Source organism: Chryseobacterium cheonjiense (assembly GCF_012927265.1).
GTDB lineage: Bacteria > Bacteroidota > Bacteroidia > Flavobacteriales > Weeksellaceae > Chryseobacterium > Chryseobacterium cheonjiense.
Window position 1 is genome coordinate 845,107 of record NZ_JABBGF010000001.1, and the last position, 16,675, is coordinate 861,781.

General features: G+C 36.5%; 13 protein-coding genes. 9 read left to right on the forward strand and 4 right to left on the reverse strand.

Annotated features, from left to right (window positions below; genetic code table 11):
- Positions 1 to 13 precede the first annotated feature (13 nt).
- Positions 14 to 1,438 carry an anthranilate synthase component I family protein gene (locus HHL20_RS03955; RefSeq protein WP_169229879.1) on the reverse strand — a complete coding sequence of 475 codons (1,425 nt, stop codon included), beginning with the start codon at positions 1,436 to 1,438 and terminating at the stop codon, positions 14 to 16.
- A 382-nt stretch (positions 1,439 to 1,820) separates the two neighbouring features.
- On the opposite strand from HHL20_RS03955, the gene HHL20_RS03960 reads away from it, so the two are divergent.
- The 5 genes from HHL20_RS03960 (at position 1,821) to HHL20_RS03980 (ending at position 6,712) form a co-directional block, all read left to right on the forward strand.
- On the forward strand, positions 1,821 to 2,051 hold the full coding sequence (locus HHL20_RS03960) for a hypothetical protein (RefSeq protein WP_169229170.1): 231 nt from the start codon (positions 1,821 to 1,823) through the stop codon (positions 2,049 to 2,051).
- A complete protein-coding gene (locus HHL20_RS03965) occupies positions 2,051 to 2,428 on the forward strand; it encodes a c-type cytochrome (protein WP_169229880.1) in 378 nt (125 codons plus the stop codon). The genes HHL20_RS03960 and HHL20_RS03965 overlap by 1 nt, the downstream gene beginning before the upstream one ends.
- A 161-nt stretch (positions 2,429 to 2,589) precedes the next feature.
- Positions 2,590 to 4,290, forward strand: a complete 1,701-nt coding sequence (gene lysS, locus HHL20_RS03970) for a lysine--tRNA ligase (protein WP_169229881.1) — start codon at positions 2,590 to 2,592, stop codon at positions 4,288 to 4,290.
- A gap of 89 nt (positions 4,291 to 4,379) precedes the next feature.
- Positions 4,380 to 5,798, forward strand: coding sequence for a T9SS type A sorting domain-containing protein (locus tag HHL20_RS19665; RefSeq protein ID WP_169229882.1), 1,419 nt, complete (start codon positions 4,380 to 4,382; stop codon positions 5,796 to 5,798).
- A gap of 98 nt (positions 5,799 to 5,896) precedes the next feature.
- Positions 5,897 to 6,712: an OmpA family protein gene (locus tag HHL20_RS03980; RefSeq protein WP_169229883.1), complete on the forward strand. Its 816-nt coding sequence runs from the start codon at positions 5,897 to 5,899 to the stop codon at positions 6,710 to 6,712.
- A gap of 52 nt (positions 6,713 to 6,764) precedes the next feature.
- On the opposite strand, the gene HHL20_RS03985 is transcribed toward HHL20_RS03980, so the two are convergent.
- From HHL20_RS03985 to HHL20_RS03995, 3 genes are read right to left on the reverse strand one after another with little or no spacing between them, the layout of a single operon-like run.
- On the reverse strand, positions 6,765 to 7,268 hold the full coding sequence (locus HHL20_RS03985; RefSeq protein WP_169229884.1) for a ClbS/DfsB family four-helix bundle protein: 504 nt from the start codon (positions 7,266 to 7,268) through the stop codon (positions 6,765 to 6,767).
- Between the two features lie 17 nt (positions 7,269 to 7,285).
- Positions 7,286 to 8,290: a cytochrome d ubiquinol oxidase subunit II gene (locus HHL20_RS03990; RefSeq protein ID WP_169229885.1), complete on the reverse strand. Its 1,005-nt coding sequence runs from the start codon at positions 8,288 to 8,290 to the stop codon at positions 7,286 to 7,288.
- On the reverse strand, positions 8,287 to 9,630 hold the full coding sequence (locus tag HHL20_RS03995; protein ID WP_169229886.1) for a cytochrome ubiquinol oxidase subunit I: 1,344 nt from the start codon (positions 9,628 to 9,630) through the stop codon (positions 8,287 to 8,289). The genes HHL20_RS03990 and HHL20_RS03995 overlap by 4 nt, the downstream gene beginning before the upstream one ends.
- 231 nt (positions 9,631 to 9,861) lie before the next feature.
- On the opposite strand from HHL20_RS03995, the gene gyrB reads away from it, so the two are divergent.
- From gyrB to HHL20_RS04015, 4 genes are all read left to right on the forward strand, one after another.
- Positions 9,862 to 11,796: a DNA topoisomerase (ATP-hydrolyzing) subunit B gene (gene gyrB, locus HHL20_RS04000; protein WP_169229887.1), complete on the forward strand. Its 1,935-nt coding sequence runs from the start codon at positions 9,862 to 9,864 to the stop codon at positions 11,794 to 11,796.
- Positions 11,797 to 11,929: 133 nt separating this feature from the next.
- Positions 11,930 to 13,822: a DUF3857 domain-containing protein gene (locus HHL20_RS04005; protein ID WP_169229888.1), complete on the forward strand. Its 1,893-nt coding sequence runs from the start codon at positions 11,930 to 11,932 to the stop codon at positions 13,820 to 13,822.
- Position 13,823: 1 nt separating this feature from the next.
- Positions 13,824 to 15,755, forward strand: a complete 1,932-nt coding sequence (locus tag HHL20_RS04010) for a transglutaminase-like domain-containing protein (RefSeq protein ID WP_169229889.1) — start codon at positions 13,824 to 13,826, stop codon at positions 15,753 to 15,755.
- A 79-nt stretch (positions 15,756 to 15,834) separates the two neighbouring features.
- Positions 15,835 to 16,662: an RsiV family protein gene (locus HHL20_RS04015; protein WP_169229890.1), complete on the forward strand. Its 828-nt coding sequence runs from the start codon at positions 15,835 to 15,837 to the stop codon at positions 16,660 to 16,662.
- Positions 16,663 to 16,675 lie beyond the last annotated feature (13 nt).

A 16,675-nucleotide genomic window follows, 5' to 3' on the forward strand; every position in this document is an offset into this window, starting at 1 on the left:
TTTATTTTTTTCATTAATTATTTTCTGCCAGCTTTTCTGCCTTTTCCACTGCTTTTTTCAACGCATTAAGCTTATTATTGACTTCCTGCAGTTCACTTTCCGGATTTGATTTTGCGACCAGTCCTGCGCCGGCCTGATAATACAATGTGTTATTTTTGCTTAAAAAGGTACGGATCATGATGGCCTGGTTGCAGCTTCCGTTTAATCCGAAAAAACCGATGCATCCGCCGTAATAGCCCCGGGAATTTTTTTCATAGGTATTGATAAGTTGCAAAGCTTTATGTTTCGGAGCTCCGCTTAAAGTTCCCTGTGGAAAGGTTGCCGCCATCATTTCAAACGGTTTTGTGTTTTCCGGTAAATCGGCTGTAACTTCACTTACCATATGAATGACATGCGAAAATAACTGTATTTCCTTGAGCTTTGTTACGGTCACATTTTTTCCCAGCTTTCCGAGATCATTTCTCGCAAGGTCAACGAGCATGGTATGTTCTGCATTTTCCTTAGGATCTTTTTTTAAAGATTCAGCCGACTGTAAATCGGTTTCAAAGTCGCCGGTTCTTTTGAAAGTTCCCGCAATAGGATGGATAATCGCTTTGTTATCTTTAATAATCAATTGGCTTTCAGGGCTTGAACCGAATAATTTATAGTTTCCATAATCAAAGAAAAATAAATATGGCGAAGGATTGATATTTCTCAAAGCGCGATACACATTGAACTCGTCACCTTTGAATTTCTGCTCAAATCGTCTGCTTAAAACCAGCTGGAATACATCGCCTCTCATACAATGTTTCTGTGCCGTTTTTACGAGGTCAATATATTCTTCATCCGTAATATTCGAGGTTTCTTCTCCGTTTTTTTCAAAAGGATAAATTGCGGGATTTTTATTTTTAATAAAACTTTCCAGGGTGTACATGTCAGATTTTATTCCTTCAATTTGATTTTCAATAAGGTGCATTTCATCATTATAATGGTTAATGGCAATCACATATTGGTAGAGCCGGTAGCGCATAAGAGGAATTTCAACTTCAGGACTCTGCGGCTTAAATTCAAGTTTTTCAAAGAACTGTACGGCTTCAAAGCTCGTATACCCGAAAAGACTTTGTGCCGTCTCTGCAACGGGGTCATTGGTTTTTTCACATTTAAACACATTTGAAAATTCGTCAAAAATACCGGCAATATATTTATCTAAATTACGTTTTACGGGTTGTTGTCCTGGAAGTTTAACTTCATATTCATGGATGTTTTTAACTTCAATCCCGGCGATGGCATTAATGGCAATAAATGAAAAATTATTTTCGATATTTTTAGAGTCCGAACTTTCCAGCAGAATGGTATCCCTGAATTTATCGCGCACCTGCAGGTAAATGTTCATCGGAGTCTGAAGATCGCCGAGGGTTTTTCTGGAAACGGTTTTTATTTTTATTTTTTTACTGAACATTACAGTTTTCTTTTAGATATTAAACAAAAAAAAGACTTCAACGGGATACGTCAAAGTCTTTATTATTATATAATTTTAATTATAATCGCTGCACAAAAATCACCAACACGACAATAACTTCAGACCCGACGAAGAGTTTGAAAGCCACCACCAATTTTTATTGTTGTTGATATTAAACATGCCACAAATGTAAATATTTTTTTCAATACAAAAAATAAAATCCGGAAAAATTAATTCCTGCCTTTTAGTATCGTAATTAGATTAAACCTGCTGTATAAAGTCTTAATAGGTAATTTTTACTTAGAAATATCTTTAAAAATGAATATTTATCATGAGTTTAAAACTTTATTTTTTATATTTTTGCTTAATAATTTTATAGAAAATGAAAAAAGTATTAGCAATCGCATTTATCGGAGGTTTATTAGTGGCTAACTGTTCTAAAAAGCCAAATCATGACTTACAAGACAGCAACACCATGTTGCCTGAGCCGGACGCACCAACTGCAGTACAGCAGGATTCCAGCGCAACCACAAGAGATACACCGGAAGCTGATGTGAATGCTGCAATGTCAGTGCCTGCTAAAGATGCCAAAGCCGATACACTTACGAAATAATGAAAAAACTTTTTCTAGCAGGAATTATTGGACTTTCTATGCTTTCCTGTTCCAAAAAGGAAAATGTACCGGTTGATACAGCATCTCCGGAAAAAAAGGTTGATGCAGAAGCTGCGAAAGGCAATCTCTCCGGAGACCAGATCATCGAAAGCCTGGACTGTTCCGGATGTCATGCGGTTAATGAAAGAATGATAGGACCTTCTTACCAGGAAATTGCAGACAAATATTCTGAAAAAGATATTGAACTGCTTGCTTCCAAAATTATAGAAGGCGGCAGTGGAGTCTGGGGCAATGTTCCAATGTCTCCTCATCCTCAGGTATCAAAAGAAGAGGCCCAAAAAATGGTGGAATATATTTTAACATTAAAGAAAAAATAATTTCATTCTTAAAATAATACAGCTGTTTCTCAATTCCGGGAAACGGCTTTTTTTGTTTTTAAGGCAGTATATTTTACCTTATTTCGCTTCAAACTGACACAAAATTTTGAATTTTAAGGACAAAAACCCTTATCTTTGCGCGTTATTGAAATATAGAAATAATGCAATTATCAGAACAGGAAATTATCAGAAGAGAAAAGCTGAACAAGCTTGTTGAAATGGGGATCAACGCATTCCCGGCAGATGAATATGTAATTACAGATACTACAGAATCTATAAAACAGGATTTCGCTGATAATAAACAGGTTAAGATTGCAGGAAGATTAATGTCAAGAAGAATTCAGGGTAAGGCTTCTTTCGCTGAACTGCAGGATTCTACAGGCAGAATACAGGTTTATTTCAACAGAGATGAGATTTGTACCGGTGAAGATAAGACTTTATATAATGAAGTTTACAAACACCTTTTAGATATCGGAGATATTATCGGGGTTGAAGGGGAATTGTTTACAACGCAGGTTGGTGAGAAAACGGTTTTGGTAAAAAACTTTACCCTTCTTACAAAATCACTTAGACCGCTTCCGCAGGCAAAAACTGATGAAAACGGGGTGGTGCATGATGCATTCAATGATCCGGAATTAAGATACAGACAGCGTTATGTGGATTTAACGGTAAATCCTCAGGTAAAGGAAGTTTTCGTAAAAAGAACCAAATTGTTCAATGCGATGAGGACATTCTTTAATGATGCCGGATATTTTGAGGTGGAAACTCCGATATTACAGTCGATTCCGGGAGGAGCAGCTGCAAGGCCTTTCATTACACATCATAATGCTTTAGACATTCCATTATATTTAAGAATTGCCAACGAATTATACCTGAAAAGATTAATTGTAGGTGGTTTTGACGGGGTGTACGAATTCTCCAAAAACTTCAGAAACGAAGGGATGGACAGAACCCATAACCCTGAATTTACTGCGATGGAAATCTATGTAGCTTATAAAGACTACAACTGGATGATGGATTTCACTGAAAAATTGCTGGAATTCTGCGCTATTCAGGTAAACGGTACAACGAAGGCTACGTTTGGTGAATATGAAGTAGATTTTAAAGCACCTTACCAAAGAATTTCAATGACGGATGCAATCCTGAAATTCACAGGTTTTGATATTACAGGGAAAACAGAGCAGGAATTGTTTGATTTTGCAAAGTCTATTGGAATTGAAGTGAATGAAACAATGGGTAAAGGAAAAATAATCGATGAAATTTTCGGAGAGAAGTGTGAAGGGAACTTCATTCAGCCGACTTTCATTACCGATTATCCTATCGAAATGTCACCTTTAACGAAGAAACACAGAAGCAAAGAAGGATTAACAGAGCGTTTTGAGCTGATGGTTTGCGGTAAAGAAATTGCAAATGCTTACTCAGAGCTTAATGATCCGATTGATCAGAGAGAACGTTTTGAAGATCAGTTAAAATTGTCTGAAAAAGGGGATGATGAAGCGGGTCAGTTCATTGATGAAGATTTTCTGAGAGCTCTTGAATATGGTATGCCGCCAACTTCAGGATTAGGAATCGGAATGGATCGATTAATCATGTTCTTAACAAATAATGCGTCGATTCAGGAAGTATTGTTCTTCCCGCAGATGAAACCTGAAAAGGTGACTCCTCAAATTGAATTGGGAGAAGACGAAAAAGTGATTCTTGAGATTTTAAATTCGCAGGAAGAACCTTTTACATTAGCAGAAGTGAAAGAGAGAAGCCAGCTTTCCGGAAAAAAATGGGATAAAGCTTCGAAAACTCTGACAAAGAATAATCTGGTAAAAGTTGAAAAGATTGATGAAAATCTTTTGATGAAATTGGTTTAAGATTTTTATTTAATAAATACAAAGAGCAGGCTGAAAAGTCTGCTCTTTGTATTTGAGTTAAAAACAGTAATTTTGCAAAAACAAATGAAGTGAAAAAAATATTTATTACAGCTATTATGCTGATTGCAAGTTTTTGTAATGCTCAAATCAACTTAATTTTAGATACTAATTTTGGTAATAACGGAACTGTAAGTTTAGGACCTAATCTTGGAGGACTTCTGTCCTATCATTTTTTAAATGACAAAATAATGGTTCAAAATTATGATCTTACAGATCCATTTCTTATTTATTCCAAAATTACGATGCTGAATAACAATGGAAGTTTATCAACTGATTTTGGTATAGGAGGATCATTTCTTATTCCAACTTATTATAACTCAAATAATGATGCAGATTTTGTTCACAGCATTGATTCATCTTATTTATATATGATTTCCGGTAAAAGATATTTGTATAATGGTACATTAGATCCAACATACGGGAATAATGGTCAAACACAAATTTATCCAAATGAGATTTATCGTAAATTGCTTCCTACCGGAAAATTAATTATCCGTACCGTAAATAATATCTATCAATATACACAATCTGGAAATTTGGATACTACTTTTGGGGTAAACGGAAGTATTTTTACTAATAGTTTTTTGACTAATTATGGTTATCCGATTTTCAATTATCAACAAACTTTTGTCCCTTTGCTTTCTAGCAATTCAATTTTGGAATATGACGGCAACTATTCTCAATTGAGGAAAATGAATTATATTACCGGTATTTATGACACGAGTTTTGGTGTTAATGGAAATGCACAATTTAATAATGGAAATTCTGGTTCAATTATGAAATTTCATGTATTGGATGATTATTCATTTATAAATTACTTATTTGATAGCAACAATACAAGTTTATACTTGCTGACAAGAACATTTTCAACAGGATTGTTAGATTACTCATTCGGAACTAACGGCAAAATAGATTTACCATTAGTCATTAATGGAATAAACTTATTGTATAATCAAGATTTTACTGTTACTCAAGGAAACTACATCATTCCTGTTTTGGATGATAATTTTCCTAGAAAATTGTATTTGGCCAATTTTACCAATAATGGATTAAGTACAATTAATAGTCAAAATCTCTTGGATACTGGAATTACTACCCAAATGGTAAATCCGAGTGATAAAATATTTATATCTTTAAAGGATAACTATCTTTATTTGTTTGTAAATACAAATTATATTAAAAGATATATAATTTTGCAAAACTATCTTTCTACAAATGAAAATGAGCTGAGCGAATCGATCAACTTTATAAATCCTTTTCAAAATGAACTTAATTTGTTTACTAATACTAAAGTAAAATTAGTTGAAGTTTTTGATGAGCAGGGACGTTTACTTTTAAGAAGTAAAGATACTAAGCTTAATACAACTTCTTTATTAAAAGGAATATATATATTAAAAATCACTACAGCAACAAATAAAGTATTTTCTAAGAAAGCAATAAAAAATTAATTTTTGAAGTATAATAAGAGGAGACTAATTTGATATAATTTATTTTTCATTGAATAATAAATAAACATTTTCTCGTTTTTAAATAAAATTAAAAACAAATGAAAACTCTCTTGTTTATTTTTTGTTGTATAAGCATCCAATCACAGATGCTTACGTCTGTCTATTTCGATTATAACAGTTATCAACTCACAAAAGAATCCCAGAGAAAATTAGATAGTTTAGCCAACCTGAAAAGCAATCTGAAATTCAGAATTTTTGGAAACTGTGATATTTCGGGAAGTTCGGAGTATAATAAAAAGCTATCTGAAAGTCGGGCTAATGCAGTGAATAAATATCTTCAGGCAAGAATCGGAAATACCATTGCTCTGGAAAGCGTTGTTGGTTTGGGAAAAGAAAAGCAGATCAATGATAATAGTACCGAAGAATTGCGTCGTAAAAACAGGAGAGTCGATATTTTTATTGATCAGGTATTAATGATCGGCGAAATAAAATCAGGCAGAACGTTTGAAAGCTTTTTCAGCAAAAAGGTTTATGAAATGAAGGTTGGAGAGACCTATTCTTTACCAAATGTCAATTTTATCGGAGGACGCCATGTCTGGTTTCCAAAAGGAAATAAAGTTCTGATCCAGCTGGCTGATGTACTGAAAAATAATCCCTCTCTCGAAGTTGAGCTTCAGGGACATATCTGTTGTGATTATGATAATTTCGATGGCGAAGATCTCGACCTGAAAACTTTTAACCTTTCCTGGACAAGAGCTAATGCTATCAGAGAATTTCTTGAAAAGCGGGGAATAGATTCTCGGCGAATAAAAGTTACCGGAATGGGACATCTCAATCCCGTTACATATCCCGAACGGACCGAAGAGGATATGATCAAAAACAGAAGAGTAGAAATTGTAGTGCGTAAAAAATGATAGATTTCGGGCGGAAGCGAAGCTTCCGCCCGAAATCTATTAATATTATAGTCTATATTTTTTTCCATTTCCGGATTTGAGTCCTGAAGCTTTTAAAAGGCGCTACGGTATTAATATGAATCCATTTATATAAGGGCCACTTGGCTGGTGTCGTAGCCCATTTTCGTTGTTCAGGAAGAAATAGTGTATTTTCATCAAGGCTTTCTATCCACGTTAAAATTTCAATTACCTTTTCAGATAATATTTCGCGCTGTTTTTTTAGACTATATGGACCATATGATTTATAAAAAGAATTGTGAAGTTCTTTAAGGTTATTCCATTTGTATTCAGGGGTTGGCGTTTTTACTTCAAGTCCTTTCAATTCATCAGATTCCCAGCTTAAAAGCAAACCTGTCCATCCGATGTGATAAGAGAGATTTTGTGAAGGAGTTTTGTCGATGCCGGTTTTCAGCAGATCTTTTTCAGATTCATCTATATCATCAAATTCCTTATCATACGAAACAAACGATTTTCGTATTGCATCTGTAAGTTCTTTTTTATTTGTATAGCCTGACATAAGTTACGAATGCAGATTTATCTTCTCAATTTGCTGAATGAAGCCATTAAATAAAACAAAAACGGTAAAATAAATATCGATCCCAAAATCAGCGCCCAACCCAAAGCGGAAATGGTTTTCGGAGCCGCAACATGCTCCAGCAATGACAGATGCTGTCCGTTTCCGAAAAGAATAATATTGGGATTATGCTGGTATGTTGCAGCAACTAAGATCATAATGACCTGGAAACCCGCCAGCGCTCTTACAGGAAGAAGTTTACGTGTACTCATCGCTCTCAGAATCAATAATAGACAAACCGTTGCAAAAGCTGTTGCCATGATTCCCAGTGGCTTTGAAAACACCCACATAATCAGCGGAATATCAGACAAATAAGCTGTTAAAAAAACCAATGCTCCTGTAATGACAACAAAAACCATTGTTTGCTTTGATTTTTTAATCATTAAATTAAGTTCCAAGCGGTCAACTGTTTCGCGTAAAGCAAAAATAGAAGCAAGATAAGCGCAGATGGACACGGTGAAAAGTCCTACAGCAACCCCAAACCAGTTCAGCCAGCTGAAGATGTACAGGTCTAAAAAACCTTTGGCATCCGGGTTAATAGAATGCGAAATGGTTGCCGCAGCAATTAATCCCAGGAAAAAAGGCGTTAATAAACTTGAAAAGTAAAAAATCTGGGTATATAATCCCTGCCACTCATCTTTTACAGCATCGTAATGCCTGAATGTAAAAGCCGTTCCCCTCGCAATGATTCCTATAAGCATTAAAACCAAAGGAATGTGGAGGTATGTTGACAGGGTGGTATAAATTTCAGGAAAACCTACAAAAAGAATAACGATTGCAATGATTAGCCACATGTGATTGGCTTCCCATACCGGAGCAATCGATTCGTACATGATAACTTCCGTTTTCGGACGGTTTTTTTTTCTCGTAAAAAGCTCTACAATTCCTGCCCCGAAATCTGCCCCACCCAAAATTACGTAAAGACAGATTGACAGCCAGAGAAAACCTATAACGACGTATATCATAATTTTTTTTGTTTAGCGTTAAACTGAGGATCGGTAGGGTCGTAAAGTTTTGGGACCATTTTGATCTGCCTTGTCAGCAGAAAAATAATGACAAAAGACAGCGAAACAAAAACAGCGGTAAAGAAATAGAATGAATATTGAATTCCCGGCATCGGCGTAACGGCATCAACGGTTCTCATGATTCCGTAGATGATCCAGGGCTGTCGGCCCACTTCTGTCACCGTCCATCCCGCTTCCAGGGCGATATATCCGAAGGGCGTAGCAACCAAAAAGGTTTTCAGCAGCCATTTCCGCTCCAGCCATTCCTTTTTAAAGAATATTGCAAACAGATAGACCATTCCTATAATAATCATTATCACTCCGAAGAAAATCATGATCTGAAAGGCAAAATGTACCACAGCTACCGGCGGCCATTCGTCTCTCGGAAAATCTTTCAGTCCTTTAACCTCGGTATTAAAGTCATTGCTGACCAGAAAGCTTAAAACTTTAGGGATTTTTATAGCGTATTTTATTTCTGCTTTTTCTTCATCCGGAATTCCGCCAATCACAAAAGCAGCACCTTTTTCTGTTTCAAAATGCGCTTCCATTGCGGCTAATTTGATAGGTTGTCTCTCCGCTACAGATTTTGCAGCAATATCGCCGCTCAGAGGCGCCCCAAACGCTCCGATCAAGGCAAATCCTGCGGCAATTTTAAAAGCTTTGGTATGAAATTCAACATTTTTTTTCCTTAAGATCATATAAGCGTGAAGGCCTGCAACGGCAAATCCTGTGGCGCAAAATGCGGCAACCGACATATGCAGTGCCTGTGGAAACCACGCATCATTAAACATTGCTTTAATGGGGTCTATATTCAGATACTGTCCGTTCACATAATCAAATCCGGCAGGCGAATTCATCCATGCATTGGCTGCAACAACCAAAATTCCGGATGCTAAACCGCTTAAACCCACCAGAAAGCCACAGAACCAGTGAAACCATTTATTAAACCTGTCCCAGCCGTAAAGAAAAAATCCAATGGCAATGGCTTCTATAAAAAATGCTGTTCCTTCGAGAGAAAAAGGCATCCCGAAAATGGGTCCCGCATGTTTCATAAACTGTGGCCAGAGAAGGCCAAGCTCAAAAGAAAGCATTGTTCCTGAAACAGCTCCGGTGGCAAAAAGTATGGCAACGCCTTTGCTCCATGCTTTGGTAAGACCTTTATAGATTTCGTTATTTGTTTTTAAATATTTCCAGTGGGCAAATGCCATCAGGAAAGGCATGACCATTCCTACACAGGAAAAAATAATATGAAAACCGAGGGACATTGCCATTTGGGCACGGGCTGCAAGGAAATCGTCCATAAACATCAACTTTTTAAGCAAATAAATGTAAGGATAAATTGCCTATATTTCATATGATTTACAACAGTTCTTATTAAAATTGAAGGTTTTAACTTTGTGTTTTTTACCTGTAAATTATATCAGATTTGTGTGGAAAAATCTATCCGTTTTGATTCATTTTAACTTTCATAACTCGAAAAAAATCACGATATTTGTGGGTCTTTGCATTTAGCAGGATTTTTAATATTTTATATGAGTCAGAAACAATATACAGCTAGTAGTATTCAGGCATTGGAAGGGATGGAGCACGTTCGTATGCGCCCTTCAATGTACATTGGTGATGTAGGAGTAAGAGGTCTACATCATTTGGTTTATGAAGTAGTGGATAATTCTATTGACGAGGCTTTGGCAGGATACTGCGATACGATCTTCGTTGCAATCAAAGAAGGAAACGGAATCGAAGTTAGTGATAATGGTAGGGGTATTCCCGTAGACTTCCATGAAAAAGAACAAAAATCTGCTCTTGAGGTTGTAATGACGAAAATCGGGGCCGGAGGTAAGTTTGACAAAGATTCTTACAAGGTTTCAGGAGGTCTTCACGGAGTTGGGGTATCGTGTGTGAATGCACTTTCCAATGAAATGGTTACCACTGTTTACAGAGACGGAAACGTATATCAGCAGATTTACTCGAGAGGAAAAGCACAGACCGGTGTTGAAGAAATCGGCCACAGTGACCAGAGAGGAACCAAGCAGTTCTTCCAGCCGGATGACAGTATTTTTACAGAACTGGTTTATAATTACGATACATTAGCGAGCCGTTTAAGAGAGCTTTCTTACCTTAATAAAGGAATTACCATTACCTTAACGGATGAAAGAGAAAAAATGGAAGACGGATCTTTCAGATCAGAAGTCTTTCATTCTGAAGGAGGATTGAAGGAATTCGTTGCCTATATTGACGGGAACCGTGAGTCTATCATGGAAAATGTGATTTTCATGGAAGGCGAAAGGGATGATATCCCGGTAGAAGTAGCAATGCGCTACAATACCTCATTTACGGAAAACCTTCACTCTTACGTTAATAATATCAATACCCATGAAGGAGGGACTCACCTGGCAGGTTTCAGACGTGCTCTTACGAGAACCCTTAAAAAGTATGCTGATGATCTGGGTATTCCGCAAAAAGAAAAAGTAGAGGTAACAGGGGATGACTTCCGTGAAGGATTAACGGCCGTAGTTTCCGTAAAAGTAATGGAGCCTCAGTTTGAAGGGCAGACCAAAACAAAGCTTGGTAACTCCGAAGTTTCCGGAGCAGTAGATAAGATTGTTGGGGAAATGCTAAGTAATTTCCTTGAAGAAAACCCAACTGAAGCCAAGCAGATCGTTCAAAAAGTAGTTTTAGCTGCAAAAGCAAGACAGGCTGCTAAGAAAGCCCGTGAAATGGTGCAGAGAAAATCTCCGATGGGAGGGTCGGGGCTTCCGGGGAAACTGTCTGACTGTTCTTCAAAAGATCCAGCAGAATCTGAAATTTTCCTTGTAGAGGGAGATTCCGCGGGTGGAACTGCAAAGCAGGGCCGCGACAGGTTTTTCCAGGCTATTCTTCCATTAAGGGGTAAAATTCTGAATGTTGAAAAGTCAATGCTTCATAAGGTATATGACAACGAAGAAATAAAAAATATTTACACGGCTCTTGGAGTTTCTGTTGGTACGGAAGAAGATAGCAAAGCATTGAATATGGCGAAGCTAAGGTATCATAAGATTGTAATCATGACCGATGCCGATATCGACGGATCCCATATTTCTACGCTTATTCTTACATTCTTCTTCAGGTATATGAAAGAATTGATTGAGAACGGATATATTTATATTGCTCAGCCACCGTTGTACTTATTGAAAAAAGGGAACAAAAAAGTGTATGCCTATAACGAAAAAGAACGTGAAGAATTTACTCTCGAGATGTCTCCGGATGGAAAAGGAGTAGAAGTACAGCGTTATAAAGGTCTTGGTGAGATGAATCCTGAACAGCTTTGGGAAACAACACTAAACCCGGAACACAGAATCCTGAAACAGGTAACTATTGATAACGCTGTAGAAGCGGATAGTGTTTTCTCCATGCTGATGGGAGATGAAGTTCCTCCGAGAAGAGAGTTTATTGAAAAAAATGCCAAATATGCAAAAATTGACGCATAATAAAATAGCATTTAACATAATAAAAAGACCTCAGCAATGGGGTCTTTTATTATGTTAATTTAAATCCTGTGTGCACGAAAATTAATTTTAACACTTGCCCGGATTTTCCTATTTTTGCTAAATTTTAATAACCATGATTAAAATACTTTGTACCGTAGCGCTTTCTGCAGCATCTTTATATTATACACAGAGTTTCCCTGTTTCTGCAATTCCGGAGAACCTGAAAAAAAATGCTGATGCGGTTATCAGAAAAGATTTAACTACCATTCAGATCAACAAGATCGATGATATCAAATACCAGTATTATACCGTAACAACAGTTCTTAATAAGGACGGAGATTCGGATGCCCGGGCATATATTCCGTACGAAAAAGGAAACAGCATCTCTGATGTTAAAGTTAATATCTATGATGAGGCAGGGAAAAAAATAAAATCTTTTTCAAAATCCGATTTCGGAGACTTTGCCAATAACGATCAGGGAACATTTTATTCGGATAACAGAGTAATGGTGTTATCCTATACACCAACACAATATCCGTACACTGTTGAATTTTCTTATCAGATTGGTGATGAAAATACGGTCTTTTTACCAGATTTTACCCCTTTCAGATCTACCAAGGTTTCGTTAGAAGAAGCCCAGATGAAATTCATTAATAAATCCGGCATTGACCTTAAAACAAAAATTTATCCGTCAGCTTATAATTACACTTCAGTAATCGAAAGTGACAATGCCGGCGAAAAAACCTATACTTATAAAAATGTTCCTGCAATAGACAATGTGTTTTTGCTGCCTCAACCTGTAAAAATTTTACCCAAAGTAAGTTTTGCCTTAACGAAATTCAACCTTGAAGGAAAACAGGGAAGTATCAACAGCTGGAGTGATTTCGGAAGCTGGTATTACAATAGCATTCTGCAGCCGGTTTCTACATCCAGTCCGGCTATTAAAGCTGAAGTTATGAGTCTTAATCTTACAGGGACAACAGAAGAGAAAGTCAAAAAACTTTATCAGCATATGCAGGAAAAAACACGATATATTTTCGTTGCGTTGGGAATAGGGGGATGGCAGCCGATGCTTCCGGATGAAGTGCAGAAAAAAGGATATGGTGATTGTAAAGGACTTACCAATTATATGAAAACTTTGCTGGACGAAGCAGGAATACCTTCTTATTATTCAGTGATCAATTCAGGAGCTTCACCTGTGTCTTTTGATAAAGATTTTCCTAAAATGGGAGGAAATCATGTTATTTTGATGGTGCCTACAGAAAAGGGGAATATATGGTTGGAAAATACCTCGCAAAAGATTGCATTTAATCATTTAAGTTATAGTACGACAGCAAGAAATGTCCTGTCAATCAGAAAAAATGGAATAGAATTGTTGGATACTCCAGATTACACTGCCGAGCAAAGCAAAGAAAAGCAGCAGCTTAAAATCAAGATCAATGAAGACAATAGCATACTGGGAGAGGGAAGTTTTTCTTATACAGGACTTCAGTATGATAATAATCTTGCACTTGCTTCCATGTCTCCGAAAGAACGGACGGAAGCGGTAAAAAATATGCTGGATATTTTACACTTCGATAAAATTGAACTGAAAAACTTCCTGAATGATAAAGATAATGCAGTCGCTAAGTACGATCTGGATTTTAAAGCAAATAATTATTCTAAAAATGCGGGAAGCAGCATCATTTTCAGGGCCGTTCCTATTTATTCTAACAACGTTTATAAAACCGAGGATAACAGGGAATTGCCTTTCGAACTGAGACAGTCATTTGAAGATGAGTATGAAGTCAGCTTTATGATTCCTCAGAATTATAAAATAGAAGAAGTTCCGGAAAATGTAGTGTTGAATTCAGAATTCGGAACCTATAAACTAAGTTTTGTAAAGAATGGAGAATCTTTAAAAGTCAACAGATCCATTAGAATCAATAAAGGTATTTACCCAAAAGAAAAATATAACGATTACATCAATTTCAGGAAAAAAACTATTAATATCGACAACTCAAAAGTTTTAATATCTAAGATTTAACATGAAGAAAATAGTATTCATCGCCTTTTGCTCAATGCAGTTTATTTTTGTTGAGGCTCAAAAACACAAATTTCTCGATCCGCCAAAATTTAACGATGCAGATTTGTCAAAACAAAAGTCGACGTTGGATGAAAATGCACCTGCTGAAATTCTTTATAAGTCACTGCACTTCAGTATGGATTATGCTACCGGAAATCTTATTAAAAGCACTTTCTACAGGGTGAAAATTTATGATAAAGATAAGGCGGAAGACTGGCTGAATCTTGAAATTCCTCTTTACCAGAACGGTGGCGACCAGGAATCGCTCAGCAAAATAAAGGCATATACATACAATCTTGAAAATGGTGCGGCTGTCGCCACAAAAGTTGACAAAAGCTCCAAATATAAAAGTAAAGAGAGTAAGTATATTTCCATTAATAAATTTGCATTTCCTAATGTAAAGAATGGCTCTGTTATCGAATACCAATATGAAGTTATATCCCCTTTCGGGTTTAGTGTTCCTGAAATACTGATTGAAACCGATACGCCTTCTCTTTACACGGAATATGTTCTTGACAGCCCGTCAAGTGTAGCGTATAACCTTAATTACACGGGTTCTCTGCTTCCAAAATATAAAGAAGTTGATGAAAGACTGCTGTATGGGACGAACTACAGAACCTACAGATTTGGCTATGAAAATATAAAAGCTTTCAAAACGGAAAAGTTCGTAAACAATGACAGAAATTACAGAACGAAAATCGGTGCAGAACTACACTCTACAAATTTCAGGGAACTGAAGCTGTACTCATCATCGTGGGAGCAGATTAAGGATCGTATGTATGAAAGAGAAGATTTTGGTGGAGAACTGAAGAAAACAAGGCTTGCTAAAGAAAATATGCCTGCAAATATTGCAGGAATCTCCAATGAACTTGATAAAGCCGATGCTATTTTCAGTTACGTTAAAAATACCTTTACATGGAATAGAGATGCCGGTCTTTACACCGATGAAGGAATCAAAAAAATGCTTGAAACCAAAATCGGAAATGCTGCAGAAATTAATCTTTTCCTCGTAATGTTGCTGCGGGAGGCAGGTATAAAGGCAGATCCTCTGGCTATTTCTACCATTAATAACGGACTCATCAATCTTGCTTCTCCCAATGTTTCCAATATGAATTTTGTGATTGCTGCAATCCAGACCAAGGACGGGTACCATTTGTATGATGCTACGGTAAAGCAGTCTTCTATAGACCAGCTTCCTCCGAGAGACTGGAACCAGTTTGGAATTCTTCTCTCCAAAGAAAAGGTGCAGCAGCTTACGATGAGCAATGCAAAAACAAGCTTTACCTATCTTACGGCTACCGCAAAAATCAATGATGACGGAAGTATTTCCGGAAACTATTCTGACAGGGATACCGGGACCTATGCCATGTTTGCCAAAGAAAGCTATGACGATAATGCTGATAAATATAAAAAACAATACAAAGAGAATTTCTCCATAGACTTTACAGATATCGATTCAAAAGTTATTGAAAACGGTGACTTTGAAAGCACGATGAAGTTTTCGTCCGAAAACCTTATTGATAAAGTCGGCAAAAAGATCATCATCAATCCGATGCTTTTCCTGAATAAAAACTCCAATGAATTTGATCAGACGGAAGAAAGAAAATACATGATTGATTTTATCACACCTTTTACAAGAGTGAAAAAGATCGTTCTTCAGATTCCGGAGGGATATGCGATTGAAGAAATGCCGAAAAATAAAAAAATTGTTACCGAGGATAAAGAAATTGAGTATAGCTATATTGCAGAGCAAAAAGGCAATACGTTGGAAGTGATTTCCACCACAAAAGTTCTTAGCCCGAACTATCCCAAAGAATACTATCCTGCATTCAAGCAGATTTGGGGAGTTGCATCCAAACAGGAAAACCAGGTAATCAGCCTTGTGAAAAAATAAAAACCATACAATTTTTAAATAAGTTTAGAAACCATTCATTTTTTGAATGGTTTTTGCATTTGTATAGAAAATCAGAATTATGAAAAATATTGTGGCAGCTCTGGCTTTATCAACACTCATGATGGTTTCCTGCAAAAAAAACGAAAACAGCAGTACCGACATTGTTACAAATGATACTGTTCAGGCGAACTCATTTACGGTAGATTCTGTAAAAGTGAATGATTCATTACAGCTTAGTGATTCGCTAAAAGTTAAATATTCATCTACCATGCTGGTATTCCCAAATATTGAAAATAAGACGCTTCTTGACAGCATTTATTTTGACCAAAAAAACATCAGCGACTTTTCAAAAAACGGACTCCAGGCAGTGCTTGAAAAAAATAAAAATGAGTATTTCAATACCATAAAAAAGGATTCTAAAGAGTGGATTTCCGATATGAACTTTTCACAGGAATGGTACTCGGATACAGGAATGAAGCTTAAATCAAGAATCAAAGATTATATCCATATTCAATATATCTGGGGTTCTTATGAAGGAGGAGCTCACGATAATTACGGATTTTCAGAAAGAGTTTTTGATCTGAAAAATAATAAAAAGCTTCAGTTGAAAGATATTACTACAATGCCTAAGACTAAAATTGAAGCAATGCTGCTGAAAAATATTAACAAAATAAACAGCGGAACTACAGATAATTCCGGAGCTGTAAATAATTCAGAGATGCTTTTGGTAGATGTAGTTCCTGCAACAGATAATTTTTATTTCGACGAAAAAAATCTGTATTTCCATTACAGCCCTTACGAGATTGCCGCATTTGCAGCAGGGGATATTACCATTCCTGTTTCATGGAAAGAACTGAAAGGTACCATTAATCCCGAATTTGAAAAAAGAATGGGCATTAGCTATTAAGGCTGTTACAAAT

What these genes read in the sequence shown, in the direction of transcription:
- HHL20_RS03960 (WP_169229170.1), top strand. Translation starts at nt 1,821, where the DNA reads ATGAAAAAAGTATTAGCAATCGCATTTATCGGAGGTTTATTAGTGGCT.
- HHL20_RS03955 (WP_169229879.1), bottom strand. Translation starts at nt 1,438, where the DNA reads ATGTTCAGTAAAAAAATAAAAATAAAAACCGTTTCCAGAAAAACCCTC.
- HHL20_RS03965 (WP_169229880.1), top strand. Translation starts at nt 2,051, where the DNA reads ATGAAAAAACTTTTTCTAGCAGGAATTATTGGACTTTCTATGCTTTCC.
- lysS (WP_169229881.1), top strand. Translation starts at nt 2,590, where the DNA reads ATGCAATTATCAGAACAGGAAATTATCAGAAGAGAAAAGCTGAACAAG.
- HHL20_RS03990 (WP_169229885.1), bottom strand. Translation starts at nt 8,290, where the DNA reads ATGATATACGTCGTTATAGGTTTTCTCTGGCTGTCAATCTGTCTTTAC.
- HHL20_RS04005 (WP_169229888.1), top strand. Translation starts at nt 11,930, where the DNA reads ATGATTAAAATACTTTGTACCGTAGCGCTTTCTGCAGCATCTTTATAT.
- HHL20_RS04010 (WP_169229889.1), top strand. Translation starts at nt 13,824, where the DNA reads ATGAAGAAAATAGTATTCATCGCCTTTTGCTCAATGCAGTTTATTTTT.
- HHL20_RS03985 (WP_169229884.1), bottom strand. Translation starts at nt 7,268, where the DNA reads ATGTCAGGCTATACAAATAAAAAAGAACTTACAGATGCAATACGAAAA.
- HHL20_RS03980 (WP_169229883.1), top strand. Translation starts at nt 5,897, where the DNA reads ATGAAAACTCTCTTGTTTATTTTTTGTTGTATAAGCATCCAATCACAG.
- HHL20_RS03995 (WP_169229886.1), bottom strand. Translation starts at nt 9,630, where the DNA reads ATGGACGATTTCCTTGCAGCCCGTGCCCAAATGGCAATGTCCCTCGGT.
- HHL20_RS04015 (WP_169229890.1), top strand. Translation starts at nt 15,835, where the DNA reads ATGAAAAATATTGTGGCAGCTCTGGCTTTATCAACACTCATGATGGTT.
- gyrB (WP_169229887.1), top strand. Translation starts at nt 9,862, where the DNA reads ATGAGTCAGAAACAATATACAGCTAGTAGTATTCAGGCATTGGAAGGG.